25 protein-coding genes, 2 tRNA genes and 1 pseudogene are annotated in these 25,614 nt (G+C 66.2%); 9 read left to right on the forward strand and 19 right to left on the reverse strand.

The features are described 5' to 3' along the window. The first annotated feature begins 22 nt into the window (after positions 1–22). The 7 genes from FIU28_RS02915 (at position 23) to FIU28_RS02945 (ending at position 6,649) form a co-directional block, all read left to right on the forward strand. The gene (locus FIU28_RS02915) at positions 23–880 is read left to right on the forward strand and encodes a cytochrome c oxidase subunit 3 (RefSeq protein WP_143571594.1); all 858 of its coding nucleotides are present in this window, start codon (positions 23–25) and stop codon (positions 878–880) included. Between the two features lie 218 nt (positions 881–1,098). After that, positions 1,099–1,494 (forward strand): DUF983 domain-containing protein, encoded by a 396-nt coding sequence (locus FIU28_RS02920; protein WP_143571595.1) that lies wholly within the window; start codon positions 1,099–1,101, stop codon positions 1,492–1,494. Next, complete coding sequence (locus FIU28_RS02925; RefSeq protein ID WP_143571596.1) at positions 1,491–2,243, forward strand: SURF1 family protein; 753 nt, start codon at positions 1,491–1,493, stop codon at positions 2,241–2,243. The genes FIU28_RS02920 and FIU28_RS02925 overlap by 4 nt, the downstream gene beginning before the upstream one ends. Before the next feature lie 118 nt (positions 2,244–2,361). Continuing rightward, positions 2,362–3,777: a threonine synthase gene (gene thrC, locus FIU28_RS02930; protein ID WP_143571597.1), complete on the forward strand. Its 1,416-nt coding sequence runs from the start codon at positions 2,362–2,364 to the stop codon at positions 3,775–3,777. Then, positions 3,777–5,066, forward strand: a complete 1,290-nt coding sequence (locus FIU28_RS02935) for a M16 family metallopeptidase (protein WP_143571598.1) — start codon at positions 3,777–3,779, stop codon at positions 5,064–5,066. Before thrC ends, FIU28_RS02935 begins: the two co-directional genes overlap by 1 nt. A gap of 38 nt (positions 5,067–5,104) precedes the next feature. Then, a complete protein-coding gene (locus tag FIU28_RS02940) occupies positions 5,105–5,692 on the forward strand; it encodes a GNAT family N-acetyltransferase (protein WP_143571599.1) in 588 nt (195 codons plus the stop codon). Between the two features lie 291 nt (positions 5,693–5,983). Next, positions 5,984–6,649, forward strand: a complete 666-nt coding sequence (locus FIU28_RS02945; RefSeq protein WP_143571600.1) for a hypothetical protein — start codon at positions 5,984–5,986, stop codon at positions 6,647–6,649. Positions 6,650–6,718: 69 nt separating this feature from the next. Here the strand turns inward: FIU28_RS02945 and FIU28_RS02950 are convergent, their stop codons facing one another. The 6 genes from FIU28_RS02950 to FIU28_RS02975 form a co-directional block, all read right to left on the reverse strand. Beyond that, positions 6,719–7,162, reverse strand: a complete 444-nt coding sequence (locus tag FIU28_RS02950; RefSeq protein WP_143571601.1) for a DUF2948 family protein — start codon at positions 7,160–7,162, stop codon at positions 6,719–6,721. A gap of 37 nt (positions 7,163–7,199) precedes the next feature. Next, positions 7,200–8,489, reverse strand: a complete 1,290-nt coding sequence (gene murA / locus FIU28_RS02955) for a UDP-N-acetylglucosamine 1-carboxyvinyltransferase (RefSeq protein ID WP_143571602.1) — start codon at positions 8,487–8,489, stop codon at positions 7,200–7,202. 117 nt (positions 8,490–8,606) lie between these two features. Continuing rightward, a complete protein-coding gene (locus FIU28_RS02960) occupies positions 8,607–9,485 on the reverse strand; it encodes an alpha/beta fold hydrolase (protein ID WP_168202847.1) in 879 nt (292 codons plus the stop codon). A 64-nt stretch (positions 9,486–9,549) separates the two neighbouring features. Continuing rightward, positions 9,550–9,855, reverse strand: a complete 306-nt coding sequence (locus tag FIU28_RS02965) for an EthD family reductase (RefSeq protein ID WP_143571604.1) — start codon at positions 9,853–9,855, stop codon at positions 9,550–9,552. A gap of 36 nt (positions 9,856–9,891) precedes the next feature. Then, positions 9,892–11,583 carry an FAD-dependent oxidoreductase gene (locus tag FIU28_RS02970; RefSeq protein WP_143571605.1) on the reverse strand — a complete coding sequence of 564 codons (1,692 nt, stop codon included), beginning with the start codon at positions 11,581–11,583 and terminating at the stop codon, positions 9,892–9,894. Positions 11,584–11,620: 37 nt separating this feature from the next. Then, positions 11,621–11,809: a hypothetical protein gene (locus tag FIU28_RS02975; RefSeq protein WP_143571606.1), complete on the reverse strand. Its 189-nt coding sequence runs from the start codon at positions 11,807–11,809 to the stop codon at positions 11,621–11,623. A 260-nt stretch (positions 11,810–12,069) separates the two neighbouring features. Between FIU28_RS02975 and FIU28_RS02980 the strand changes: the two genes are divergently transcribed. Next, positions 12,070–12,144 (forward strand) — tRNA-Thr (locus FIU28_RS02980). 68 nt (positions 12,145–12,212) lie between these two features. Here the strand turns inward: FIU28_RS02980 and FIU28_RS02985 are convergent. The 13 genes and pseudogenes from FIU28_RS02985 to fdnG all read right to left on the reverse strand — a co-directional run bounded on the left by FIU28_RS02985 (position 12,213) and on the right by fdnG (position 24,607). Further along, positions 12,213–12,560, reverse strand: a complete 348-nt coding sequence (locus tag FIU28_RS02985) for a carboxymuconolactone decarboxylase family protein (RefSeq protein ID WP_143571607.1) — start codon at positions 12,558–12,560, stop codon at positions 12,213–12,215. Between the two features lie 127 nt (positions 12,561–12,687). Beyond that, positions 12,688–12,879, reverse strand: a complete 192-nt coding sequence (locus tag FIU28_RS02990) for a YgaP family membrane protein (RefSeq protein ID WP_143571608.1) — start codon at positions 12,877–12,879, stop codon at positions 12,688–12,690. A gap of 77 nt (positions 12,880–12,956) precedes the next feature. After that, positions 12,957–13,634: a Crp/Fnr family transcriptional regulator gene (locus tag FIU28_RS02995; RefSeq protein WP_143571609.1), complete on the reverse strand. Its 678-nt coding sequence runs from the start codon at positions 13,632–13,634 to the stop codon at positions 12,957–12,959. A 157-nt stretch (positions 13,635–13,791) separates the two neighbouring features. Beyond that, positions 13,792–14,172, reverse strand: a complete 381-nt coding sequence (locus FIU28_RS03000) for a hypothetical protein (protein ID WP_143571610.1) — start codon at positions 14,170–14,172, stop codon at positions 13,792–13,794. Position 14,173: 1 nt separating this feature from the next. Further along, positions 14,174–14,635, reverse strand: a complete 462-nt coding sequence (locus FIU28_RS03005) for a hypothetical protein (RefSeq protein ID WP_143571611.1) — start codon at positions 14,633–14,635, stop codon at positions 14,174–14,176. A gap of 16 nt (positions 14,636–14,651) precedes the next feature. Then, positions 14,652–14,747, reverse strand: a tRNA-Sec gene (locus FIU28_RS26265). 123 nt (positions 14,748–14,870) lie between these two features. Beyond that, positions 14,871–16,703, reverse strand: a pseudogene (gene selB, locus FIU28_RS03010) (selenocysteine-specific translation elongation factor); the annotation flags it as partial. Beyond that, positions 16,700–17,479 (reverse strand): tetratricopeptide repeat protein, encoded by a 780-nt coding sequence (locus tag FIU28_RS03015; RefSeq protein ID WP_143571613.1) that lies wholly within the window; start codon positions 17,477–17,479, stop codon positions 16,700–16,702. The pseudogene selB and the gene FIU28_RS03015, both read right to left, overlap by 4 nt. Continuing rightward, positions 17,469–18,881 carry an L-seryl-tRNA(Sec) selenium transferase gene (gene selA / locus FIU28_RS03020; RefSeq protein ID WP_143571614.1) on the reverse strand — a complete coding sequence of 471 codons (1,413 nt, stop codon included), beginning with the start codon at positions 18,879–18,881 and terminating at the stop codon, positions 17,469–17,471. The genes FIU28_RS03015 and selA overlap by 11 nt, the downstream gene beginning before the upstream one ends. A 7-nt stretch (positions 18,882–18,888) precedes the next feature. After that, positions 18,889–19,806, reverse strand: coding sequence for a formate dehydrogenase accessory protein FdhE (fdhE, locus tag FIU28_RS03025; RefSeq protein ID WP_143571615.1), 918 nt, complete (start codon positions 19,804–19,806; stop codon positions 18,889–18,891). Positions 19,807–19,900: 94 nt separating this feature from the next. Beyond that, positions 19,901–20,581, reverse strand: coding sequence for a formate dehydrogenase subunit gamma (locus FIU28_RS03030; RefSeq protein ID WP_143571616.1), 681 nt, complete (start codon positions 20,579–20,581; stop codon positions 19,901–19,903). Continuing rightward, entirely contained in the window at positions 20,578–21,513 is a 936-nt protein-coding gene (gene fdxH, locus FIU28_RS03035; RefSeq protein ID WP_143571617.1) for a formate dehydrogenase subunit beta, read from the reverse strand. The genes FIU28_RS03030 and fdxH overlap by 4 nt, the downstream gene beginning before the upstream one ends. 13 nt (positions 21,514–21,526) lie before the next feature. Further along, on the reverse strand, positions 21,527–24,607 hold the full coding sequence (gene fdnG, locus FIU28_RS03040; RefSeq protein ID WP_143571618.1) for a formate dehydrogenase-N subunit alpha: 3,081 nt from the start codon (positions 24,605–24,607) through the stop codon (positions 21,527–21,529). Between the two features lie 643 nt (positions 24,608–25,250). Here fdnG and FIU28_RS03045 point away from each other — a divergent pair. Beyond that, the gene (locus FIU28_RS03045) at positions 25,251–25,586 is read left to right on the forward strand and encodes a hypothetical protein (protein WP_143571619.1); all 336 of its coding nucleotides are present in this window, start codon (positions 25,251–25,253) and stop codon (positions 25,584–25,586) included. Positions 25,587–25,614 lie beyond the last annotated feature (28 nt).

Genomic DNA, 25,614 nt, shown 5'->3' on the forward strand with positions numbered 1-25,614 from the left:
GGGCAGCTGACGGAGAGACACAATGGCTACGGCGCAAGCGAAGCACCACGACTATCATCTCGTCGATCCCTCGCCGTGGCCGGCGGTCGGCTCGCTGTTCGCCTTCATCATGGCGGTCGGCGCGGTCAGCTGGATGCACAAGATGTATGCCGCGGCCCCGATCGTGTTCGGCGTCGGCACCATCGGCGTGCTCTACACCTTCGCCAGCTGGTGGACCGACGTGGTCCGCGAAGCGCAATACAAGGGCGACCACACTCGCGTGGTGCAGATCAGCCACCGCTACGGCATGATCCTGTTCATCGCCTCCGAAGTGATGTTCTTCGTCGCCTGGTTCTGGGCCTATTTCAACGCCTCGCTGTTCCCCGCCGATACCGTGCACGCGACGCGCGAGGCCCTGTTCGGCGGCGTCTGGCCGCCGAAGGGCATCCAGACCTTCGATCCCTGGCACCTGCCGCTGCTCAACACGCTGATCCTGCTGACCTCGGGCACCACGGTGACCTGGGCGCATCACGCGCTGCTCGAAGGCGACCGCAAGGGTCTGAAGTACGGCCTGATCCTCACGGTCGTGCTGGGCGCGCTGTTCTCCTGCGTGCAGGTCTATGAATACAGCCACGCCGCCTTCGCCTTCTCGGGCAACGTCTACGGGGCGACCTTCTTCATGGCGACTGGCTTCCACGGTTTCCATGTGCTGGTCGGCACCATCTTCCTGCTGGTCTGCCTGTTCCGCGTCTATGCCGGCCACTTCACGCCGAAGCAGCACCTCGGCTTCGAATTCGCCGCTTGGTACTGGCATTTCGTCGATGTGGTCTGGCTGTTCCTGTTCATCAGCATCTACGTCTGGGGCTACGGCGGCCACGTCGCCGGCGCTGCCGCGCACTGATCGGCGCGATGTGCTAGAAGAGGGCGGCCGCAAGGCCGCCCTTTTTGTTTCTGGCTTCCTTGCCTTCTCCCCTTGTGGGAGAAGGTGGCGCGGACGAAGTCCGCGTCGGATGAGGGGGCCGAGTGCACCACTACCCCTCACCCGGCCGCGCTTCGCGCGTCCACCCTCTCCCACCTAGCGAAGCTTCGCTTCGCGCGGGGGAGAGGAAGGAAGAGCCCATGGTCGATAGTGTCCCGGTTGTTGTCCCGCTCTCGCAGACCGTCCTCCGCGGTCTCGCCTGCAAATGTCCGCGTTGTGGAAAGGGAAAACTGTTCGCGGGTTTCATCGACCTGAAACCGTCCTGCGATTCCTGCGGGCTCGATTACACCTTCATCGATGTCGGCGACGGCGCCTCGGTGTTTCTCATCATGATCGCCGGCGCGCTGGTCGTCGGTTGCGCACTGGTGGTCGAGGTGAAGTACCAGCCGCCGTTCTGGCTGCACGCCGCGATGTGGCTGCCGCTGATTTTGCTCACCACGATCGGGCCGCTGCGGCCGATGAAGTCGCTGCTGATCGCGCTGCAATTCCACCACAAGGCCTCCGAAGGCCAGTTGATCGATCGCGCCCCAAAATGACGGTGCTCGCCCGCCGCCGCGGCCTGATCGGTCTCAGCCTTTTTTCGCTCGCCATCGTCGGCCTGTTGATCGGTCTCGGCGTCTGGCAATTGCAGCGCCGCACCGCCAAGCACGCGCTGCTCGCCGCCCTTTCCGAGCGGTTAACGGCTTCGCCCGGCGCATTGCCGGCCGCCGCGACCTGGCCATCACTGACACCCGCGACCGACGAGTTCCGCCGCGTGACGTTCACCGCGGTGCTGAAGCCGCTGCCCGATGCGATGGTCTATGGCTCCGGCTCCGCGGTGCGGCCGGACGCGGTCGGCCCGGTCACCTGGGCCTTCCTGCCGGCCCAGCTGCCGTCCGGCGAAACCATCGCGATCAATGCCGGCTTCGTGCAGAACACCATGCAGGACCGCGCCCAGCAGGACCGCGCGGTTCAGCGCCTGATCACCGGCGCGCCGGTTGCGATGACCGGCTATCTGCGCTTCCCGGAAGCCGCAGGCTCCCTGACCGCGACCGCCGATGCCGGCAAGCGGCTGTGGTTCACCCGCGACATCGGCGCGATGGCCGACCAGCTCGGCTGGGGCGAGGTCGCGCCGTTCTACATCGACCTCGAATCCCCGGTGCCGCCGAGCGGCGTGCCGAAGCCCGGCCCGCTAGAGGTCCGTATCAAGGACGACCATTTGCAATATGCCATTACCTGGTTCGGCCTCGCCGCCGCAGTGGCAGGTGCGTTCGGGGTGTGGGTGAAGGGGCAGCGCCGGGTTTGACCCGGCATTTCCCCTTGATCGTAAAACCCTTTATGGTGCCGCCTGATTTCGCTCCATGCGAAATATTAATCCATCATGATCAAAGGCTTGGCGGGATCCCGCGCCTTTGGAGGACGCCTTGACGACGTATATTTCCACGCGGGGCGAGGCCCCCACTTTGGGCTTCTGCGATGTGATGCTGGCGGGCCTGGCCCGCGACGGCGGGCTCTATGTGCCGCTGGTCTGGCCGCAGCTCTCGCCCGACAAAATCGCCGCTCTGTTCGGCCGGCCCTATTGGGAAGTCGCCGTCGAGGTGATCCGCCCCTTCGTAGCCGGCGAGATCTCGGACGAGGATCTCGGCCGCATGGCCAACGAGGCCTATGCCACGTTCCGCCATCCCGCCGTGGCGCCGCTCGACCAGACCGCGCCGAACCAGTTCGTGCTCGAACTGTTCCACGGCCCGACGCTGGCGTTCAAGGACGTCGCGATGCAGTTGATCGCGCGGCTGATGGACCATGTGCTGGCGAAGCGCGCGGAGCGCACCACCGTCGTGGTCGCGACCTCCGGCGACACCGGCGGCGCCGCCGTCGACGCCTTTGCCGGCCGCGACAATGTCGATCTCATCGTGCTGTTTCCGCACGGCAAGATTTCCGACGTGCAGCGCCTGATGATGACCTCCTCCGGTGCGTCGAACGTGTATGCGCTGGCGATCGAAGGACATTTCGACGACTGCCAGGCGCTGGTGAAGGGCCTGTTCAATCACCACGCCTTCCGCGACGCGGTGTCGCTGTCGGGCGTCAACTCGATCAACTGGGCGCGGATCGTGGCCCAAGTGGTGTACTACTTCACTTCGGCCGTCGCCCTCGGCGCGCCGTACCGCGAAGTCGACTTCACCGTGCCGACCGGCAATTTCGGCGACATTTTTGCCGGCTACGTCGCCAAGCGGATGGGGCTCCCGGTGCGAAAACTGCGCGTCGCCGCCAACATCAACGACATCCTGGCGCGCACCATCGCCACCGGCATCTACGAAGTCCGCGAAGTGCACGAGACGGCGTCGCCGTCGATGGACATCCAGGTGTCGTCGAATTTCGAGCGCTTGCTGTTCGAGGCCTCCAACCGCGACGCCGCCTTGGTGCGCGGGCTGATGGACTCGCTGAAACAGTCCGGCCGCTTCGTGCTGCCGGAAGCGCTGCTCACCGCGATCCGCGCGGATTTCGAGGCCGGCAGTGCCGACGCCGAGGAGACCGACGCGGCGATTCGCGCATCCTGGCGCGAGACCGGCGATCTCGTCGATCCGCATACCGCGGTGGCGCTGGCGGTTGCCGATCGCGACGCCACCGAGTTGCACGTGCCGAACATCGTGCTGGCCACCGCGCATGCGGCAAAATTTCCCGATGCGGTGGAAGCCGCTTGCGGCGTGCGCCCGGCGTTGCCCGTCTATCTCGCGGGGCTGATGGAAAAGCATGAGCACATTACGGTCATGAAGAATGACCAAAGCGATATTGAGCGGTTCGTGTTGTCGGTCAGCCGTGCCGCGAAGCAAGGAGCTATTTGATGAGCGTCGAAGTCACCAAGCTGCCCTCGGGCCTGACGGTCATCACCGACACCATGCCGCATCTGGAAACGGCTGCGCTCGGCGTCTGGACCGGCGTCGGCGGCCGTGACGAGAAGCCCAACGAACACGGCATCTCGCATCTGCTCGAGCACATGGCGTTCAAGGGCACCAAGAAGCGTTCATCGCGCGAGATCGTCGAGGAGATCGAGGCGGTCGGCGGCGATCTCAATGCCGGCACCTCGACCGAGACCACCGCTTATTATGCCCGCGTGATGAAGGCCGACGTGCCGCTGGCGCTCGACGTGCTCTCCGACATCCTCGCCAATCCCTCCTTCGTGCCGGATGAGCTCGAACGCGAGAAAAGCGTGATCGTGCAGGAGATAGGCGCGGCGCAGGACACGCCGGACGACGTCGTGTTCGAGCACCTCAACGAGCTCTGCTATCCCGACCAGCCGATGGGCCGCTCCCTGCTCGGCACCGCCAAGACGCTGAAGGCGTTCGACCGCGACATGCTGCAGAATTATCTGTCGACGCATTATCGTGGCCCCGAGATGGTGGTCGCCGCCGCCGGCGCTGTCAGCCACCGCCAGGTGGTGGACGAGGCTTCCGACCGCTTTTCCAGCTTTGCCGGCGCCGCCGGTCCGAAGCCGCAGCCGGCGATGTTCGGCAAGGGCGGCTCGCGCGTCGTGCACCGCGAGCTGGAGCAGGCGCATCTGACGCTGGCGCTGGAAGGCCTGCCGCAGTCCGATCTCTCGCTGTTCAGCCTGCAGGTGTTCACCAACATCCTCGGCGGCGGCATGTCCTCGCGGCTGTTCCAGGAAGTCCGCGAGAAGCGCGGGTTGTGCTACTCTATCTACACCTTCCACGCGCCGTATTCCGACACCGGCTTTTTCGGGCTCTACACCGGCACCGATCCAGCCGACGCGCCGGAGATGATGGAAGTCATCGTCGATGTCATCAACGAGTCGGTCGAGACGCTCACCGAGAGCGAGATCGCCCGCGCCAAGGCGCAGATGAAAGCCGGCCTCCTGATGGCGCTGGAAAGCTGCAGCTCGCGCGCCGAACAGCTCGCCCGCCACATGCTGAACTACGGCCGGCCGCTGGGCGTCGAGGAACTGGTCGCCCGTATCGATGCCGTCAGCATCGAGTCTACCCGCGACGTCGCAAGGGGGCTGCTGACGCGCAGCCGTCCGGCGGTGTGCGCGCTGGGCACCGGCCGCGGGCTCGACGCGGCGGTCGCCTTTGCCGAAGGTTTGACCCGCGCCCGCGACAAAACGCTGCTACACTGAGGCCGCTCCTGGAGAGCAGGAAGGTTTCGGGGAAGCCCATGGCCTTGTTTCGATTGCCATCCAGCGCGCCGGCATCGCTGGCGCCGCGCGGCTACGGCCTGCAATTGCGCGCGCCCGCAATGGCCGACTTCCCGCAATGGGCCGATTTGCGGGAACACAGCCGCGCCTATCTCACACCGTGGGAGCCGATCTGGCCGTCCGATGACCTGACCCGTACCGGCTTTCGCCGCCGGCTTCGCCGCTACGCCGAGGACGCCGCGGCCGACCGCGCCTACCCCTTTTTGGTGTTTCGCGAATCCGACGACGTGCTGGTCGGCGGCGTGACGCTGGCGAATGTCCGGCGCGGCATCGTCCAGGCGGGTACCGTCGGTTACTGGGTCGGCCAGCCCTATGCAGGGCAGGGGGTGATGACCGCGGCGTTACGGGTGCTGCTGCCGTCGCTGTTCGGCGAACTCAATCTGCACCGCGTCGAGGCCGCCTGCATTCCGACCAACATGGCGTCGGTCCGCGTGCTGGAGAAATGCGGCTTCACCCGAGAGGGCCTGGCGCGCCGCTATCTGTGCATCAATGGCGTCTGGCAGGACCATTTCCTGTACGGCATGCTGCACGAGGATTTCAGGGGGTAGGACTCACTTTTTTCACCTCTCCCTGCAGGGGAGAGGTCGGAGCCTTGCGTGAGCAAGGCTCCGGGTGAGGGGCCTTCAATGCCATCGATGGTGCTGCGCCCCCTCACCCGGATTGCTGCGCAATCCGACCTCTCCCAACGGGGAGAGGTGCTGGGCGCCGCCGGGCTTGCGGCGAACGAGGCGCGAACGCACCCGAATGCCTTGGGTTTGCCGCCATTGCGCTGCTATAAGGCGCTGCACCGGCGGGGGACGGCTGGCGCAAACTACTGAATTTCCGGGGATATCGACATCATGCGCAAGATCGATGTGAGGCAGGCGAGGGCGCGTGCGCCGTGGCTCTTGCTGGCGGTGGCAAGCCTGACGCTGGCGGGCTGCGGCGGCGGCAGCATGTTCGGGGCCGGCAGCACGATCGGCAATGCCACCTCGGCGGTCGGCGACCGCTTCGGCCAGTTGTTCGGCTCCAATTCGCAGCAGCCCGGCGAGGCGCCGCCGCCGGCGCAGGAAGGCGACCTGACCTGTCCCAGCGTCAGCATCCGGCCGGGCGCCTCGACCTATGCGGTGGCCGCGCCCGGCAAGCAGGCGGTCGGCAATGATCTGCGCTACCAGGCGACCATCACTCGCACCGCGCGCGACTGTAACCTCAACGCCGGACAGATCACCGTGCGGATCGGCATCCAGGGCCGCGTCATCGTCGGCCCCTCCGGCGCGCCCGACGTCGTCGATGTGCCGCTGCGCGTCGCCGTGGTGCAGGAAGGCGTCAGCCCGAAGACCATCGCTACCAAAGTGTTCCAGACCAGGGTGCAGATCGGCGGCGAGACCAGCGTGCCGTTCAGCCTGGTCGGCGAAGATCTCGTCTATCCCGCGCCCTCAGCGGCGGTGGGCGACAGCTACGTGTTTTACATCGGCTTCGACCCGCAGGCACTGAAGCCCGAGCCAAGGGCCAAAGGCAGGCGATAGAGCGGGAGCCCTTTCTTACCCTCCCCTGGAGGGGGAGGGTGAAGGACAGTGCCGTGGGAGCACCAAAAATTACGCGTTCAGATCGGTCGCGGCGTCGGCGCTGACGCCGAGATCGTCGGGGCCGAGATCGGCGAGTTCGACTTCCAGGCATTCGACGTCGAGCCGCAGCGCGCCGCCGTCCGCGAAGATCAGGACGGCGCTGCCGGAGGGGGCGTCGGCTGCGTGGAATTCGATGCCGAGCAGCTCCAGGCCGACGTCGGCGGCCTCCAGGTCGATGTCGCGGGATTTACAGGCCAGCACCCGGTCGAAGCGCAAAGCGGCCAGCAGGCGGCGCGGCGTAACCTCGCCTTCGATGCTCTGGTCCCAGTCGATCCGGCTCATGCCGATCACCAGCCGCTTTTCGCCCTGCCGCCAGATGATGTCGGCGACCCGCACCGCGGCGTCCTGCACATGGGCGGAGATCACCGCGAGATCGTCGGCATCCAGAGCAATCAGCTTGCGTTGACCCGTCATGGCCGTTCCCGACCTTCCTGAAAATGGTGCGAAACCCTTAGCCGCTGATGCGCTCGATGGTGGCGCCGCAGGCGGATAATTTTTCTTCGAGCCGCTCGAAGCCGCGGTCAAGATGGTAGATGCGATTGACCATGGTCTCGCCGTCGGCGACCAGGCCGGCGATCACCAGCGACACCGACGCGCGCAGATCCGTGGCCATCACCGGCGCGCCCTTCAAACGGGCAATCCCGTCGATGGTTGCGGTCTCGCCGTCGAGATGGATCTGGGCGCCGAACCGGGCCAGTTCCTGGACGTGCATGAAACGGTTTTCGAAGATCGTCTCGGTGATGTGCGAGGTACCCTTGGCGCAGGCCATCAGGGCCATCAGCTGCGCCTGCAGATCGGTCGGGAAGCCCGGGAACGGTGCGGTCGAGACGTTGACCGGGCGGATGCCGGCGCCATTGCGGGTGACGCGGATGCCGTCATTGTTCGGCGTGATGGTGGCGCCGGCCGCGGTCAGCACGTCGAGCGCCGATTGCAGCAGTTCGGGGCGCGCGCCGGACAATTGCACGTCGCCGCCGGTCATCGCCACCGCGATCGCATAGGTGCCGGTCTCGATGCGATCCGGCAGCACCGGATGGCGGGCGCCGTGCAGTCTGGCGACGCCTTCGATGGTGATGGTCGGCGTGCCGGCGCCGCTGACCTTGGCGCCCATCTTGTTCAGGCAGTCGGCGACATCGACGATTTCCGGCTCGCAAGCGGCATTGTTGATAATGGTCGTGCCGCGGGCCAGGGTCGCCGCCATCAGCGCGACATGGGTGCCGGACACCGTCACCTTCGGGAAGTCGATCACGGCGCCCTTCAACCCGCCGGGGGCCTTGGCGATCACATAGCCGCCGTCGATGGTCAGTTCGGCGCCGAGCTTCTCCAGCGCCATGATCAGCAGATCCACCGGTCGGGTGCCGATGGCGCAGCCGCCGGGCAGCGAGACTTTCGCTTCATGCATCCGCGCCAGCAAGGGAGCGATCACCCAGAACGACGCCCGCATCTTCGAGACGAGCTCGTAGGGCGCGGTGGTATCGACGATGTTTTTCGCCGTGATGTGCAGGGTCTGGCCCTGATATTCGTGGTCGCCGGGGCGCTTGCCGGCCGACATGATATCGACGCCGTGGTTGCCGATGATCCGCTGCAGCTGCGCCACGTCGGCGAGCCGCGGCACGTTGTCGAGGATCAGCGTCTCGTCGGTCAGGAGGCCCGCAATCATCAGCGGCAGCGCAGCGTTCTTCGCGCCCGAAATCGGGATCGTGCCATTGAGTTGTGCGCCGCCAACGATGCGAATGCGATCCATACTGATTCCTTGCCGAATTTACGCGGAGGGGGTGGCCCCTGGACGGGGCGAACGCCCTCTCTAGCGCAAAAGCTGAGAGATTTGCGGCTTTTCGATGGGAACCGGCGGTAAAACTGTTCAGGCGCGGCAGAACGGCAGCAGCACGGCCAGCAGTTCGGCGGGCCGCTCTTCCGGGATATAATGGCCGCAGCGGTCGATCACCGCCGATTGCACGTCGGCTGCCGCCTGCGCCATGGTCTTGCCCATCGCCTCGCCCAGCCCCGCCGAGCCGCCGATCGCCAGCACCGGCATGGTCAGCGGCGTGGAAGCACTGGCCTGGTTCTGGGCGATCGAGTCGAAGATCGCCCGGTAATAGCCCATGCCGCCGCTCCAGCGGCCCGGCGCCGCATAGGCCCGGGCGTAGATATCGAGCGCGTCGGCATCGAAGGCGGTGTCGTGATCGACGGTCTTGGCGTGGAACATCCAGTCGAGGAATTCGCGCTCGCGGCCTCCGATCAGGCTTTCCGGCAACCCGTCCATGAAGTTGAAATAGAAGTGCCAGACCCGGCCGACGGTCTCCGGCGCGAAGCGGAACACCTCCATCGGCACCAGGCCGGGGATCGCCGCGTCCATCAGCACGAGCCGCCGCACGCGCGGCGCCCGCCGCGCGGCATAGGCGTAGCCGATCCAGGCGCCGATATCGTGCGTCACGAGGATGCAATCGGGCGCGCCGAAGGCCTCGAGCACGGCGTCGAGATGCAGCGCGATCGAGCCGGTGTCGTAGCCGTGTTTCGGGTAGTCGCTGTCGCCGAGACCTGGCAGGTCGACGGCCACGACGCGAAAATGTTTCGCCAGCTCCGGCATGATCTTGTGCCAGGAATACCAGGTCTGTGGCCAGCCCGAGACCAGCACCAAAAGCGGCCCGGTGCCGGCCTCGACGGCGTGCAACTCGATGCCGCAGGCGGCGATGCGGTGGTGCGTGAAGCCGGCCATCGCGGCCGTGTCGGATCCGTTCATCAGCAATCTTTTCATGGCAGGCCAGAGACGGCCGGCGAACCGGCCGCCCTGCCTGTCCCCAGGGTCACAGCGCTTTAGTATCGAACATCAGCATGTCGGCGCCACCAGTGGCGAAATTGGCAACATCGCCTGCGGCGGCCTGTCCTTCGGCGCTGGCGAGGCCGGACTGGATCGCCGCGAGACTGTCGAAGGTGAGCGTCGCGACCAGATAGACGCCGGTCGGCGACGGACCGGCAATGCTGCCCTGGCTGATCTCATATTTCCTGACACCGGGAATCTTCTTCGCCAGTGCGATATGGGTTTTTGCGTAGTACGCATCGAAGGCAGCGGAGTCGGTCGGCGTCTTGTAGAGTACCAAGAGTTGGGCCATCGCATTCCTCCCTGATTTTTGGTCGCAGGCGAGATCCTAGGCGCCGGGGCTGGCGGTGTCGCCCAGAAATCCGTGCAGCGCCGCCACCACCTGCGCGCCCTCCCCGATCGCTCCGCCGACGCGCTTGACGGAACCGGCGCGCACGTCGCCGACCGCGAATACGCCGCGCACCGAGGTCTCCAGCGCCGGCACGCTGCGTCCGGCGACCGGCGCGCCGGTGACGACGAAGCCGGCGCGGTCGAGCAACATGCCGCAATCGTCGAGCCAGGCGGTGGCCGGCTCGGCGCCGACGAACAGGAACAGGTTGCGGATCTCAAGCGACGTGTGCTCCCCGGACAAACGGTCCTTCAGCACGACGCGCTCCAGCGTCGCATCGCCATCCAGGCTTGCCACTTCGGTGTTGAACAGCAGCTCGATATTCGGCGTCGCCTCGATGCGCTCGATCAGATAGCGCGACATGCTGGCGCCGAGCCCGTCGCCGCGGATCACCATCCGGATCCGGCGGGCCTGCGAGGCGAGGAACACCGCGGCCTGGCCGGCCGAATTGCCGCCACCGACCAGGATGACCTCCTGCGCCTTGCACAATCGCGCCTCGATCGGCGAGGCCCAGTACCACACGCCGCGGCCCTCATATTCGGCCAGCCGCGCGATATCCGGGCGGCGATAGCGCGCGCCGGACGCCACCACGATGGATTTGGCATGCAGCGTGTCGCCGCCCTCCAGCGCCAGCGTGAAGGCGCCGTCGGTGCGCGTGCAGTCCAGCGACTGCACGGTGACCGGGATCATGATCTCGGCGCCGAATTTCTGCGCCTGGTTGAAGGCGCGGGCGGTCAGCGCCAGGCCGGAAATGCCGGTCGGAAACCCCAGATAATTCTCGATCCGGGCGCTGGCGCCGGCCTGGCCGCCGAAGGCGCGGGCATCGCACACCGCCACCGACAGGCCTTCGGAGGCCGCATAGACCGCGGTGGACAGCCCGGCCGGGCCGCTGCCGACGATGGCGACGTCGTATAATTTGCCCTTTTCGACCTGGCCGATCATGCCCATCTCGCGCGCCAGTTCGGAGGCGGAGGGATTGCGCAGCACGGTGCCGTCGGGGGCCACCACCAGCGGCAGATCGTCCAATGAGGGCGCAATGCGGGCGACGAAATCGGCGGCGTCGCTGTCGACGGCAGGATCGAGCAGATGGTACGGATAGCCGTTGCGGGTGAGAAAACCCTGCAGCCGGACCACGCCGGCGCTGTCGGGATCGCCAATCAGCACCGGGCCGCCGACGCCGCCCTGGATCAGATTCACCCTTCGCAGGATCAGCGCGCGCATGATGCGCTCGCCGAGGTCGGCCTCGGCCACCAGCAGCGCGCGCAGCCGTTCCGGCGGGATCAGCAGCGTCTCCACCGCGCCCTCGGCATGGCCATCGACCAAAGCGGCCCGGCCGGACAACTGGCCGATCTCGGCCAGGAACTGGCCCATGCCCTGATCGGCCACCGGCGTGACCCGGCCGAAGCCGTCGCGCTGGGTGATGGCGACATGGCCGGCCAGCACCACGAACATGCCGGGGCCGGGCTTGCCGGTCTCGAACAATTGCTCGCCGTCCCGGAAATGCCGGATCTCGCCGAACCGGCGCATCCGCTCGATTTCGGCCGGCGTCAGTTCGGGGAAGGTCTGGTCGTGGCGCTGCACCGGGCGAGGCTTGGGCAAGGGCTGATCGGGGACGGCAGGATCTGACGACATCTCTCAACTCACCATCTGGCAGGGACCTCGCCCAGGATTACGCATCGGGTTCGGGGTGTCTTGAACGATCGGCCGGCGCCGGATCGGGTTCCGGCGCATCGGCCGGCTCGGCTCGGCCGCGCGATTGCGACTTGCGCCGTTTCAGATTGTCCCGCAGCGCCTTCGCCAGCCGGTTGCGCCGGGCCAGTTCCTGCGCGTTACGGCCCTCGTCCGGTTGGTCTGTCATTCAGGCTCCAACGGCCGGCCCGGCCCCGTCGGGAGCGTGCAAATACCGTTATCGCCCAACATAAGCCCCCGCGGCCTCGACGCAACCGCGCGGGCCCGGGCTTCATCAACCGGCCGGATCGGCCCGCAAAACGGACCTCGCGCCAGATTTATGCAGATTGATCGACCGACCGCGCCCGATGCGCTTGCGCCCGTCCGAACCATGTGGCAAGGATCGCCCCGCTTGACGGGCCCTGCGGGGTTGATTCCCGTCCCAAGCACGCTGCCGTAGCTCAGTGGTAGAGCACTCCATTGGTAATGGAGAGGTCCACAGTTCGACCCTGTGTGGCAGCACCATTTTCTTCATTGAAGAACAGCCGACTTCCCGCCTGATGCCGTTCCGTCGCGATCGAGGGATCGCGGCGCTACTTCTTCGCGGCGAACTGATCGAACGCCTCGATGGCCTGGGCGGCGTACATCACGCTGGGGCCGGCGCCCATGTAGATCGCCATGCCCATCGTCTCCATCACCTCGTCGCGGCTGGCGCCGCTGCGCACCGCGGCCTCGGCGTGAAAGCCGATGCAGCCGTCGCAGCGGGTGGCGACCGAAATCGCCAGCGCGATCAGCTCCTTGGTCCTGGTATCGAGCGCATTGGCCTTCAGCGCGGCCTGCGCCAGCGCCGAAAATCCCTTCATCACATCCGGCGCGCCGCCGCGGACTTCCTTCAGCGCCACCGACAGATCGGCGGTCATCGCGGGCCAGTTCTTGTACATGGGAATAATCCTGAAAAGATGAGCGCGGTGCGCGGTCGTTCGACGATCATGGCCGTGCCAGCGCGCGCGGCCCCAGGCCGGGCGGCAGGCGCCGCCAGCGCGGGGGTCGGCTTCGCTGGCAGGCGTCTCAGCCCTGCTTGACCGGGCAGGTCCGGATGCCCAGCAGCGTATAGGCCGGGCAGAAACCGATGGCGGCGGTGAACAGCGGGACGACGCCGATCCAGGCCCAGACCGGCCCGCCGGTAAGCGCCCAGCCGATCAGGGCGAGGCCTACGATGGCGCGCAACGCGCGGTCGATCAGTCCAACATTGATGGTCATCTGCGTTTCCTCATGGTTCGGGGCAATCTCTGCAATGGCTGGTCTACGAAGCCGATCGGCCACCGTCTGTGATCAAGTCACCGCCCGGGATGGGCGGCGGCGGCGCGCAGCGGCGCAGCCTTGCGCAGTTCGACCCGGCCGCGGCCGAGGCTGACCCAGCCGCGCTTCTCGAAGGCCTTGAGATGACGGCTGACGACTTCGCGCGCGGTGCCGATCTCGGCCGCGAGCCGCTGATGGGTGATCGAAAGGTCGTGGCCGTCGGCGGACAGCGCCAGGAGCCGCGCGGCGAGCCGGGAATCGATCGAGGCGAAGGCGACGTTCTGGATCACCTGCATCAGATCGCCGAGCCGGGCCGCCTGCGACTGGAACACGAAGCTGCGAAATTGCGCCGACTGGCCCATCAGCTGGTGGAAGGTGGCGGCCGGCAGGCCGATCGCCTGGACCGGCGTCTCGGTGACGGCGAAGGCGCTGTAGTTCTGATCGGCGAGCAGCGCCAGCGTGGTCAGGACGCAGATGCTGCCCGGCCCCAGCCGATACAATACGATCTCGTTGCCGTCGGCGTCGAGCTGATAGACCCGCACGCGGCCTTCGGCGACCAGGATGAAATGCGCGCAGGGCTGATCCGGCGCGAATACGAAGGCGCCGGCCGGCAGCTTCATCGCCACAGACTTGTCCAGCAACGCCGCGCGCTCGCCAGCGGGCACGCCGGCGAGGGCGGGGAAGCGTTGCAGCCAGTCGCGGTCCGGCAGCGTCATCGGGATCCTGCCTGCGGGTAAACCGGCTGGACTATGCGGCACCGGCCGCGGAGGACCGTTGATGCGGATCAATCCCGGATGCCGCCGATATCGCCATCGCAGCCATTTTCCGACAAAGGTGCGTCACGTCCACACAGCGATGATTGCGCGCCGCTCGTCAGTTCGGATCGACTTCCTCGATCTTCATGAGCCGGCCCCATTTATCGAAGAAGTGGCCTTCGTTGAGCACCAGCCGGTCGTCGTCGAGGCGCTCCTCGAGAAGCCGCAGCCGCGCGCGCGCGGTGGGCGTGCCGAGCGGCCCGTCGGCAGAGGGCTGCGGGAAGAAGGCGGCGCCATCCCACTCCACGCCGGCGCCGGCGAACAGCCGCGTAATTTCCCCCCAGTCGATCTCGTCGCCGATCACGTTGAACCAGGTCGAGCGCAGCGGGCTGACGGCGGGACCCGCGATCTCGACCAGAACGGCGAAGGCCGTGAACGAGCCGTGCTCGGCGAAGGCCTCGGCGATCCAGCGATCGAAATCGGTGTCGTGGGAGGTCATGCTAGAAATCGACAACGGGCGTCTCCGGCATGACGTTCTCGAACAACATCCAGAACGGGGCGGGGTGAGTTTCGAGATACCAGGCCTCAAAACGCGCCAGCGCCGCAATCACGTCGGGCCTCAGTTCGTCCTCGCTTTCGACCGGCGCGAGGCTCGCAAACATCGCCTGCGCCACCGGCGCGAAGCCGGAGGTCACCGCGACACGCGCGTCCGAATCGCTGACCCAGCCGAGCCTGGCGCGCAGCACGGCGGTCGCGACGGCGACTGTGATCTCCTCGCTCTCCGCGCTGGCGACGGCGCCGGAGACCTCATTGATCAGATTGAAGCGGCGATACGAAAACGCGCGCGCCTGCTCGAGCTCTTTGAGCCGCGCGGCGATGCTGCTGTGAAACTCGTCCTCGGCGGCGGTGCAGCGCTGCGCATCGGCGCGCAGGGCTTCGAGATACGCGACTTCGGCATTCATCGGGCAAGCCTCATCTTGGCGGAAGAGAGAGGGAGTCGAACCCACCAGAGACCGTCTCGCGGCCCCTCCCGGATTTGAAGTCCGGACGCCCCACCGGGGACGATTCTCCTCCTGAAACGGCGGCAGGACGCGGCGCGTCCTGCGAAGGGCGAAACAGATCGAGCCGATGGCGATTGACGCGGCGCAGATCGCCGCGCCGGATCGTCACGCCATGCCGATCGAAAAACTCCAGGATCTGGATCGCGACCTTGCGGCCATTGTCCATCTGGTCGCGAAACTGCGAGGCGGTGAATTCGGCGTGCGCCTCGCTGTCGCCGAGGCGGACGACGATGCCCACCATTTCTGCCACCGTGCCGCGCAGAAAGAAATGGTCGTGCGCGACTTCGTCGACCCGCCCCATCCGCCCGAGCAGTTTCAGCAGGCGGCGAATGGCTTGTTCCTTCACGACCAGCAGATTGGCGATATCGCGCACCCGCGGCGGACGAAAGCGCTCGGCGCCCGACAGCAGCGGCGCGAGCCTGGCCCATAGAAGCTCGTCGTCATCGGTCAGGCGCACCTCATGGCCGGCGAGGCGCACCCAGGCGCCGTCCAGCGCGATCTCCCGGCCGCGCACCAGAGCGTGCAGCACCGCCAGCAGCGCCGGCGCCGGCAGCCTTGGCTCGAGCTGCAGCCGCAGCCGCTCGAGGCCAATGCCCGGCAGATCGGGATTGTCGGCGTGAAAGGCCTGCAACTTGCCGAGCAGGGATTGCTTCAGCGCGAGATGATGCCGCGCCGCCATCGCGAAGCTGCCCTGCGGCGTCTCCAGCGTGACGAGCGACAATTGCGCGACGAGATCCTGCGTCTGCGCGTCGGACAGCGCGCGGTCGCGCGCAAATGCCGGCAGATCGACATGATGCGGCGCGATCTCCAACAGCGTGGCCAGCGCGGCGGCCGGAACCGCCTGCGCCTGCGCCTGCAATTGCGCGAGCCGCATCGGCGTGCCGCGCTTGCGGGACGGCGCGCGCAGATCGAGCAGGCGGCCGCCGCCGATGGTGCGCTGGCCGGTGGTGTCGCGCAGCACGAAGCGATCCCCGGAAGCCGCGGCGATCGGCTGCTCCAGTACCAGTTGCACGAGGCCGCTTTGTCCGGGCGCGATCGGGCGATCCTCCAGCAGCACGATTCGGGCGCCTGTTTCTGCCGCGGCATGAAACAGCCGGACCGGCATCCACTGGACGACGGGTTTTGGCTCCGACGCCAGCCAGCGCAGTTCGGCATCGATGCGGTTGCTCGGCGCATGCAGCACGGGATCGAGCACGACGTCGCCGCGCGCAATGGCGTCCTTCGAAATGCCGTCGCCGGCGAGATTGAGCGCGCAACGCTGGCCGGCCGTGCCGCGCGGGCTCGGCCGGTTCTGCGCGTGGATCGAGCGCACCCGTGCCACAAGGCCCGACGGCGATATCGTGACGCGGTCATCGACCGCGACCGCGCCCGATAGCACCGTGCCGGTCACCACGGTGCCGGCCCCGGTCAGCGTGAACGACCGGTCCACCGCCAGCCGGAAACGGCCGTTGGCGGCATGCGCGCCGAACTGGCGCGCGATCTCCAGCAGCTCCGTGCGCAATGCGGCAACGCCTTCGCCGGTCGCAATGGAGACGGGAACGATGCGCGCCCCGGCCAGCCTCGTCGATTGCAGTATTTCGGCGATTTCCTTTGCGACCTGCTGCTGCCGCGCGATGTCGATCAGATCGGTCTTGGTCAGCGCGACAACGCCGCGCTCGATGCCGAGCAGGTCGATGATGGCGAGGTGTTCGCGGGTCTGCGGCTTGATGCCGTCATCGGCGGCGACCACCAGCATCACGAAATCGATGCCGGTGGCCCCCGCCAGCATGTTGTGGATGAAGCGTTCATGGCCGGGCACGTCGACGAAGCCGAGCACCGAACCGTCGGCATCCGGCAGATAGGCGAAGCCGAGATCGATCGAGATGCCGCGCGCCTTCTCTTCCTTCAGCCGGTCCGTCTCGACGCCGGTCAGCGCGCGCACCAGCGAGGTCTTGCCGTGATCGATATGGCCGGCGGTGCCGATGATCATGGCGCGGGCTCGGGCAGCGGCTCGCGCGCGCGCTGCTCGGCCTCCGCGATTTCCGCCGGCGTCAGAGCGGCGCGCGTGGGCTCCAGAAATTTTGCCGCCAGCGAACTCTTGCCGGCGCGGGCGCGCAGCAGCCAGACCAATGCCTGCAAATAGTCGCGCGCAATGCCGGCGCCGAGATAGCAGGCGGCGCCGAGCATCGCCTGGCCATCGGCATCGCCGCGCTCGGCGCCGCGCTGCCACCACTGCACTGACAATGCCGGATCGCGTTCGACGCCGAGCGCGTTGTGATAGAGCATGCCGAGCCGGGTCATCGACGACGCCACGCCCTGAGCGGCTGCGGCCTCCGCCCATTTCCGCGCCTCGGCATAGTCATGCACCATGACCTCGCCTTCCAGCAGCATCCAGCTCAGCATGTCCTGCGCCGGCCCGTCGCCGGCCAAGGCGGCGGCGCGGTAGAGTTTCGCGGCGCGCCGGAAATCTTCCGCCACGCCGTCGCCGCGGAAATACAAAGCCGCCAGATTGCGCTGGCCCTCGGGATCGCCGGCGTCGGCCGCCAGCGTCAGCCATTTCGCCGCCAGCGGATAATCCGGCTCGACGCCCCAGCCCTCCGCAAAGCAGGCGCCGACATAGGCCTGCGCGCCGCTGATCCCGGCATGCGCCAGCGGCCCCCAGATCTCCAGCGCGCTGGCATAGTCGCCAGCCACGAAGGCCTGGCGCGCGGACTCCATCTGGTCCGGCACCGAGCCCGCATCGAGCCTCGCCGGTTCAGGCGGCATCGGACGCCTCCGACAGATCGAGCGAGGCAAGCGTCATCGCAAAGCCGGCCTCGTCATCGAGACAGCGCAGGTCGAGGACCAGGGCCTGATCCTCGACACGGCCGACGACCGGCCGATCCAGCCTGCGCAAGGCGGACGACAGCCGCTTCAGCAGGCCGCCCGCGCCGCGCGCGGCGATGGGCCGGATCGCCAGCCCGGCGCTCGGCAGCGCCACCATGGGCAGCGCGCCGGAGCCGACCTGGCTGGCGCAAGCTACCATCTGGACGGCGAAGGCGTCGCCGAGTGCGGCCTGCAGCACCGGCGCCATGCGACGCGCGCGGGCCTCGATGTCTTCGATGGGCTGCGACAGCAGGCGAAATGTCGGCAGCTCCTGCGCCAGCCGGTCGGGATTGCGGTACAGCCGCAGCGTCGCCTCCAACGCAGCGATACGCATCTTGTCGAGGCGCAGCGCGCGCTTCATCGGATTGCGATTGATGGCGGCGATCAGATCGCGGCGGCCGACGATGAAGCCGGCCTGCGGGCCGCCGAGCAGCTTGTCACCGGAGAAGGTGACGAGGTCTGCGCCGTCGGCGATCGCTTCGGCCACGGTCGGCTCGTGCGCGAGGCCGAACGGCATTAGATCGACCAGCGTGCCAGAGCCCAGATCGTGCAGCAGCGGGATCTTGTGTTCGGCGGCAATGAGCGCGAGGTCGCGGGCGGCGACCTCCTTGGTGAAGCCCTCGATCCGGTAGTTCGAGGTGTGCACCTTGAACAGCATGCCGGTCTTCGGCCCGATCGCGCCTATGTAGTCCTTCGCATGGGTGCGGTTGGTGGTGCCGACCTCGACCAGTTTCGTGCCGGCGCGCGACATGATCTCGGGCAGCCGGAACGCGCCGCCGATCTCGATCAGTTCGCCGCGCGAGACGATCGCCTCGCGGCGCAGCGCCAGCGTGTTCAGCACCAGCAGCACTGCGGCTGCATTGTTGTTGACGGTGGTGGCGTCCTCGGCGCCGGTCAGTTCGCACAACAGTTCGCGCAGATGATCGTCGCGCTCGCCGCGGCGGCCGTCGCCGAGATCGAATTCCAGCGCCACGGCCGAGCGCATCGCCGCGGTGGCGGCAGCAATTGCCGGTTCGGCCAGCAGCGCGCGGCCGAGATTGGTGTGCAGCACGGTGCCGGTGAGATTGAACACCGGGCGGAGGCTGGGCCTGTCGCGCGCGCCGAGCTGAACGATCGCCTCGGCGATCACCTCCTCGGGCTGGCCGGGATCGGCGCCGCCGCTGCGGCTGTCCGACAGGATGCGCCGGATGGCGCCGAGCACGGCCGGACGACCGAAACGTTCGATCGCGACGGGGGCCGCCGCCGTCCGCAGCACGACATCGACCGAGGGCAGTTTGCGCAGCAGGCTCGCGGTCTTCGCCATCGCGCCCTCAATAGCCGAGCAGGAGCGGATTGACGCTGCCCCGCCGATAGCCGGTCTCGCGCAGCAGCAGATCGAGCGCGAGACTGGCGACGTCATCGGCGACCGGATCGAGGCCCGGGTTCTTGTGCTGATGCAGGATTTTCACATAGCCGTGGCAGGAGGCGCAGGTCTCGCCCCACAGCGTGCCGTCGCCACCTTCCACCTCTTTATAAGAGATGCCCTCGTTCGAGCTGCACAGCGTGCATTTGATACGCACGTAATTCCACTGCGTCGCGCATCCCGAGCAGACGCAGAACCGCGCGCCATGCGCGCCCGGCCAGCCGACCACCAATGATGCCACCGGCGCGCCGCCGCAGGCCGGGCAGACGCCGTCCCCGACCGGCACCAATTGTTTGGCGTCCAGCCCCGCCGCCAGCCGCGCATAATGCACCTGTAGTGCTGCGGCGACGAAGACGTGGCTGGCGACCTGTTCGACCGGGATTTCATGGGCGAGAACGGCGCGCGCCATTTCCGCGATGGCAGCGGCGTCTGCGGCGCAGACCGCCGCCAGAGCCGCATGCGCCGCGGCCGGCATGTCGAGGTGTGAGGCAAGCTCCAGCAACCGCTGCAACGTGGCGGCAAAGGCGGGATCGCCGTCCTGCCGAGCGGCGCCGAGCGGCGGCATCGCATGCGTATGGGCGCGCTGACGTTCGGCGTCAGAGGGCAGCTCGATGGCGGGCAGCGCTTCCTGCAGCGCATGCTGGCACGACGACAGGCCGGACAGGAATTGCAAATAGGGCGCCAGTGGATGCTGCGCGGCCAGCGCCTGAAACCGTTCGGCGCGGATCTTGAAAAGCGTCGCCGGATCGGGAAGCCGCACGAAAGGCGGCTCGGCCACCTCGCCGATCACGGTCGGATCGGGCTGCAGCGAATCGATTTTACTCATCAAAAGACCTCACGAACCCCCCGGGCCACGTGCAGAGCATTACACGGACAATTATCGAAGCAGCGGCGACAAGCAAGGATGATCACAAGGACGATCAACCGGCGCGGTCGGTCTTGCCACTCACCAGTTCGCGCAGCCATTTGCGGTGATGGCGCCAGGCCCAGCCGCCGGTGACCTGGCCGCGGGTCATGGCGCTGATGGTGCCACGTACCCAGATCGCGGCATAGACGTGCACGATCCAGACGCAGATCATCGCCACCGCACCGAGCGCATGGAGCAGCACGGCGACGCGCTTCTGATCGACCGTGGTGTAGGACGCGAAATATTGATCCCAGATCACGAAACCGCTTGAGATCAGCACCAGGATCAGCAGCGACATTCCCCAGAACACGCCCTTCTGGCCGGCATTGTACTTGCCGATCTCGGGCAGGCGATCTTCGTGACCGGCGAGCACGTCGCGAATCCGTGCCAGCCAGGTGCCGTCCTCGCTGCGCCACAGATTGGCGCGCCAGAACCGCAGGAACAGCCCGGCAAAGGAGAAGAACAGCACGACGCCGAGCCACGGGTGGACGGCGCGGGTCCACTGCCCGCCGCCGAACAGGGCGGTCAGAAAATACAGGCCGGGGGTGAACAGCGCGAAACCGGACAGCGCCAGCAGTACGAGGCAGGTCGCGGTGATCCAGTGGTTGATCCGCGCGCTCCTGGTGTAACGGTCCACGATGACCGGGTCGCCGGCGTGGACCTGATCACCGCTATTGACGTCATAGGCCGTCATCGATCACCCCCGGCCAGCTTCTTGGCGTTCTGTTCATCCTCGGGCTGGACGCGATTGGCACCCGAGACCAGATGGTGCATGAAGCTGACCGCCGCGAAGGCGCCGATCGTCGCCATGCCGACATATTTGGTGACGCCCTTCCACGCTTCGACGATCGGGCTGATCTTCGGATTGTTGGGCAGATTGGCGTAGATCTGCGGCTTGTCGGCGTGGTGCAGCACATACATCACATGCGTCCCGCCGACGCCCGGCGGATCATAAAGGCCGGCATTCTTGTAACCGCGCGACTTGAGGTCGGTGATGCGGACGTCCGCCCACTTCTTCATGTCGTCCTTGGTGCCGAACACGATCGCTTGGGTCGGGCACGCCTTGGCGCAGGCCGGGCCCTGGCCGACGGCGACCCGGTCCGAGCACAACGTGCATTTGTAGGCCTTGTTATCGACCTTGGAGATGCGCGGGATGTTGAACGGACAGCCCTTGATGCAATAGCCGCAGCCGATGCACTTGTCGTGATCGAAATCGACGATGCCGTTGGAGTATTGCACGATGGCGCCGGGCGCCGGGCAGGCCTTCAGGCAGCCCGGATCTTCGCAATGCATGCAGCCATCCTTGCGGATCAGCCATTCAAGATTGTCGGACTCCGGATTGATCCATTCGGTGAAGCGCATCACCGTGAGGCTCTGCGCCGTCAGGTCGAGCGGATTGTCGAACACGCCCTGATTGACGCCGACCTCCTCGCGCAGATCGTTCCATTCCAGGCAGGCCGACTGGCACGCCTTGCAGCCGATACATTTCGAGACGTCGATCAGCTTGGCGATCGGCTCGAGCTGACGCGCGGGCGCGGCCACGCTCGAGGCCGAGCGGCGCACCAGGTCCTGCTCGCCGAATTTCGGCTGCGCCTGCAGGGGAGGATTCGGGATCGGTGGAAACACGGCATCCTCCTCCTTAAGCGACGGGGCCAGCGATGGCTTCGAGATTGACCAGGAACGCCTTGAACTCCGGCGTCTCGATATTGGCGTCGCCGACGAACGGGGTCAGCGAGTTCGGGCCCCAGCCCTTCTTGGTTTCGCCCATGAAACCCCAATGGATCGGGATGCCGACGACATGCACCGCCTTGCCGTCGCAGATCAGCGGACGGATGCGCCTGGTGACCACCGCCTTGGCCTTGATCGAGCCGCGCTTCGACCAGACGCGCACCCAGCCGCCATGCGTGACGCTTTTCTCCTTGGCCAATTCCTCGCTGATCTCGACGAAGAACTCCGGCTGCAGCGAGGCGTTGATCGCGGCGTGCTTGGTCCAATAATGGAAATGCTCGGTCAGCCGGTACGACGTCGCCGCATAGGGGAATTCGGCGACGGTGCCGAACTGCTCCATGTCGTTCTTGAACACGCGGGCGGCCGGATTGCCGCGAATCTTCGGCGCGACGACATTGACGACCGGGGATTCGAACGGCTCGTAATGCGCCGGGAACGGCCCGTCGCGCATCATGCCGCGCGTGAACAGCCGTGCCGAGCCTTCCGGGTTCATGATGAAGGGGCCGACGTCCTGCGGCTTCGCGTTCGGCGCGATATCCGGCACGTCATAGCCGGTCCAGGCCGTGCCGTTCCATTCCAGCAGCTTGCGGCTGGGATCCCACGGCTTGCCGTTGAGATCGGCGGAGGCGCGGTTGTACAGGATGCGGCGGTTGACCGGCCACGACCACGCCCATTTCAGATAGGCGCCGGTGTTGTCGGGATCGCTGGTGTCGCGACGCGCCATGTTGTTGCCGGCCTCGTTGTAGCAGCCGGAATAGATCCAGCATGCACACGCCGTCTTGCCGTCATCGCGCAACGCCGCGAAGGACACCACCTGCTTGCCCTTGGCCAGCACCACCTTGGTCGGGTCAACGGGATCCATGACGTCCTCGAGCACCGAGCCGTTGAGCTCGCGCGCCAGTTCGTCCGCGGTCGGCTCGCCCGGATCCTTGTAGCGCCAGTCGAGATTGAGGATCGGCTCCGGAACCGCGCCGCCCTCCTTGCGATACAATTCGCGCATGCGCAGGAAGATCTGCGCCATGATCCAGTTGTCGGTCTTCGCTTCGCCGGGCGGCGAGCCGGCCGGCCAGTGCCATTGCAGCCAGCGGCCGGAATTGGTCAGCGAGCCCTCGTCCTCGGCGAAACAGGTGGTCGGCAGCTCGATCACCTCGGTCTGGATCTTCGCCGTATCGACGTCGTTGTGCTCGCCGTGGTTCTGCCAGAACCGCGAGGTCTCGGTCTGCAGCGGATCCATGATCACGAGCATCTTGAGCTTCGACAGCGAATCCGTGATCTTCTTTCGGTTCGGGAACGCCATCAGCGGGTTGAAGCCCTGGCAGATGTAGCCGTTCATCTTGCCTTCGTTCATCAGTTCGAAGGCGCGCAGGATGTCGTAGGTCGGCACGTCCATCTTCGGCAGCCAGTCATAGGCGAAGTTGTTGGCCGGCGTCGCCGCCTCGCCCCACATCGCCTTCTGGAAGCTGACGAAGAACTTCTTGTAGTTCTGCCAGTAGCTCATCTGGTTCGGCAGCAACGGCTTGAAGCCGCGCGTCGACATGTAGCTGTCGAAGGTCGGCTCGCGCTCGATCGGCAGCGTCAGATAGCCCGGCAGCATGTTGGACATCAGCCCGATGTCGGTCAGCCCCTGGATGTTGGAGTGGCCGCGCAAGGCATTCATGCCGCCGCCGCGCACGCCGATATTGCCCAGAATGAGCTGCAGCATCGCCATGCCGCGGATGTTCTGCGAGCCCTTGGAATGCTGGGTCCAGCCGAGCGCATACATCGACGTCATGGTTTTGGTCGGCGACGAACACTCGCCGATCATCTCGCAGATCTTGACATATTTATCGATCGGCGTGCCGCAGATCCGGCTCACCAGTTCCGGCGTATAGATCGAAACGTGCTTCTTCAGCAGGTTCCAGACGCAGCGCGGATGCTGCAGCGTCGGGTCGGTCATGACGTAGCCGTCCGGCCCGATCTGGTAATCCCAGCTCGAGCGGTCATAATCACGCTTGGTCTCGTCATAGCCCGTGAACAGGCCGTCCTGATAGTCGAAGCCGTCCTTGATCAGATAGGACGCGTTGGTGAAGGCCTTGGTGTATTCCCACTGCACCTTGTCGTTCAGCATGCAGTAATTGATGACGCCGAGCAGGAAGGCGATGTCGCTGCCCTGGCGGATCGGCGCATAATAATCCGCGACCGATGCCGAACGCGTGAAGCGCGGATCGACGACGATCAGCTTGGCGCCGCGGCTCTGCTTGGCCTCGGTGACCCATTTGAAGCCGCACGGATGTGCTTCGGCGGCATTGCCGCCCATGATCACGACGAGGTCCGTATTCCGGATATCGGTCCACGAATTGGTCATTGCGCCGCGGCCGAATGTTGGAGCCAGACTGGCTACCGTAGGGCCGTGTCAGACACGCGCTTGATTGTCAAAGACGACCATCCCGGCGCTGCGGGCGACCTTGTAGGTCGTCCACGCGGTCTCATTGGTTGTCGCGGAAGCCGCGAGCATGCCGGTGGTGGTCCAGCGGTTGACGGTGACGCCATCATTGTTGCGCGCGACGATGTTCTTGTCGCGGTCGTCCTTCATGAAGCGCGCGATGCGATCCAGCGCGTAATCCCACGATACCCGTTCGAACTTGTCGGAGCCGGGCTTGCGGACCTGCGGATAAAGCGTGCGGGTCTTGGCGTGCACGATGTCGAGCAGCGCCGCGCCCTTCGGGCACAGCGTGCCGCGATTGGTCGGGTGATCGGTATCGCCCTCGATGTGGATGATGTCGGCGTGCTCACCCTTTTTCACATCCCCCTTGGCATAGATGATGATGCCGCAGGCGACCGAACAATAGGTGCAGGTATTGCGGGTCTCGGTCAGGCTGGCCAGCTTGTAGGGGCGGATCGACGCCGCATAGGCGGCTTCGATATCACCGAAGCCGAACGCCCCCAGGGTGGTGACCGCTAGTCCGGCACCGGCCCCTTTCAGGAAATGGCGCCGCGACAGTTCCATGTTCATCGGTGTCCCCTCCGAGGCCAGACTCCAGACCGCATGCGGTTCAAGACATGCGGTTTCAGGAGTCGATTCCACTGCAACGTAGAATCCGTCTAACTTCTCCAAAATAGGATTGCGTCATCATGCAAGTCAACTCCGCAGTCTTGGTGGCTGCGTGAATTGTTTGACGCGACGCAACAAAAACTTTCGTTGTGGTACTACAAGTCCGCATCTGCGCTGCGACGCAGCACAATCGATGACGGTTAGCTGATCGCAGCCGCGACGATTTGAATTGACGTCGTCCCATCGCGATCTTCATATCCCCGGGTGATCCGGCGAAGGGCTCCCGAGGTTCGGGGCGGACAGTTTGGAGATGCGAAGCGATCGCTGGGCGCCATGGCCCTGGCGACATGCCTCGTGTCGGCGACACAGCCGACCTCCATGGCCAACGAACTGGCGCACTTCGATGGCCACAAGCCATCCTTCAACCACCGCCAGCCTGCGGCTCGATTGCCTCGATCCGGACACGTTCAACTACACCATCACCGCGAAGGAACTGAGCGCATGACGCGATCTGCTTTATCGCGGGAGGCTGTGAGTCCAAATCGCTTCGGAACCTTTTCGCCGTCCGGGCCGTTTTTCGTTCCCTTGCCAACAGGAGGCGGTGATGAAAAACCTTGCTCTCATGCCAATTGCTGCTGCCATGTTGATGGTTGTTGCAACCGGAACGCTGGCCCAGAACAACACCCCGCCCGCCACCACGGTGGAGCAACCGACCACGGCGAAGCAGCCGAACAACAGCAGCGGCACCTCGCCCGCGGAAATGGGCGCCACCGGCTGGACCGGCGCCACCCGCGGCCAGACCCAGGATTCTGCGACCGTCAGCGGCCCCGGCGCGAGCGCCAGGGATACCGAAGCCGCCAAGGATCAGCCGGCGATGGCCACCGGCGCGGACCTCAAGGGCCCGTCGGCGCAATTCCCGGCCAACAAGACCCCCGAGTAACCCACAGCGGCCCGCGCGTTGCCGCGGA

This window comes from Tardiphaga sp. vice154 (assembly GCF_007018645.1).
GTDB lineage: Bacteria > Pseudomonadota > Alphaproteobacteria > Rhizobiales > Xanthobacteraceae > Tardiphaga.

Bases quoted from the DNA above. Each gene is read 5' to 3' on its own strand.
- FIU28_RS02935 (WP_143571598.1), top strand. From the start codon at position 3,777: ATGAGCGTCGAAGTCACCAAGCTGCCCTCGGGCCTGACGGTCATCACC.
- FIU28_RS02965 (WP_143571604.1), bottom strand. From the start codon at position 9,855: ATGGCCCAACTCTTGGTACTCTACAAGACGCCGACCGACTCCGCTGCC.
- FIU28_RS02990 (WP_143571608.1), bottom strand. From the start codon at position 12,879: ATGACCATCAATGTTGGACTGATCGACCGCGCGTTGCGCGCCATCGTA.
- FIU28_RS02960 (WP_168202847.1), bottom strand. From the start codon at position 9,485: ATGAACGGATCCGACACGGCCGCGATGGCCGGCTTCACGCACCACCGC.
- FIU28_RS02950 (WP_143571601.1), bottom strand. From the start codon at position 7,162: ATGACGGGTCAACGCAAGCTGATTGCTCTGGATGCCGACGATCTCGCG.
- FIU28_RS02945 (WP_143571600.1), top strand. From the start codon at position 5,984: ATGCGCAAGATCGATGTGAGGCAGGCGAGGGCGCGTGCGCCGTGGCTC.
- FIU28_RS02940 (WP_143571599.1), top strand. From the start codon at position 5,105: ATGGCCTTGTTTCGATTGCCATCCAGCGCGCCGGCATCGCTGGCGCCG.
- FIU28_RS02975 (WP_143571606.1), bottom strand. From the start codon at position 11,809: ATGACAGACCAACCGGACGAGGGCCGTAACGCGCAGGAACTGGCCCGG.
- FIU28_RS03000 (WP_143571610.1), bottom strand. From the start codon at position 14,172: ATGACCTCCCACGACACCGATTTCGATCGCTGGATCGCCGAGGCCTTC.
- FIU28_RS03045 (WP_143571619.1), top strand. From the start codon at position 25,251: ATGAAAAACCTTGCTCTCATGCCAATTGCTGCTGCCATGTTGATGGTT.
- FIU28_RS02915 (WP_143571594.1), top strand. From the start codon at position 23: ATGGCTACGGCGCAAGCGAAGCACCACGACTATCATCTCGTCGATCCC.
- FIU28_RS02995 (WP_143571609.1), bottom strand. From the start codon at position 13,634: ATGACGCTGCCGGACCGCGACTGGCTGCAACGCTTCCCCGCCCTCGCC.
- FIU28_RS02970 (WP_143571605.1), bottom strand. From the start codon at position 11,583: ATGTCGTCAGATCCTGCCGTCCCCGATCAGCCCTTGCCCAAGCCTCGC.
- FIU28_RS02985 (WP_143571607.1), bottom strand. From the start codon at position 12,560: ATGTACAAGAACTGGCCCGCGATGACCGCCGATCTGTCGGTGGCGCTG.
- FIU28_RS03015 (WP_143571613.1), bottom strand. From the start codon at position 17,479: ATGCCGCCTGAACCGGCGAGGCTCGATGCGGGCTCGGTGCCGGACCAG.
- FIU28_RS02925 (WP_143571596.1), top strand. From the start codon at position 1,491: ATGACGGTGCTCGCCCGCCGCCGCGGCCTGATCGGTCTCAGCCTTTTT.
- FIU28_RS03005 (WP_143571611.1), bottom strand. From the start codon at position 14,635: ATGAATGCCGAAGTCGCGTATCTCGAAGCCCTGCGCGCCGATGCGCAG.
- fdhE (WP_143571615.1), bottom strand. From the start codon at position 19,806: ATGAGTAAAATCGATTCGCTGCAGCCCGATCCGACCGTGATCGGCGAG.
- FIU28_RS03030 (WP_143571616.1), bottom strand. From the start codon at position 20,581: ATGACGGCCTATGACGTCAATAGCGGTGATCAGGTCCACGCCGGCGAC.
- selA (WP_143571614.1), bottom strand. From the start codon at position 18,881: ATGGCGAAGACCGCGAGCCTGCTGCGCAAACTGCCCTCGGTCGATGTC.
- murA (WP_143571602.1), bottom strand. From the start codon at position 8,489: ATGGATCGCATTCGCATCGTTGGCGGCGCACAACTCAATGGCACGATC.
- FIU28_RS02920 (WP_143571595.1), top strand. From the start codon at position 1,099: ATGGTCGATAGTGTCCCGGTTGTTGTCCCGCTCTCGCAGACCGTCCTC.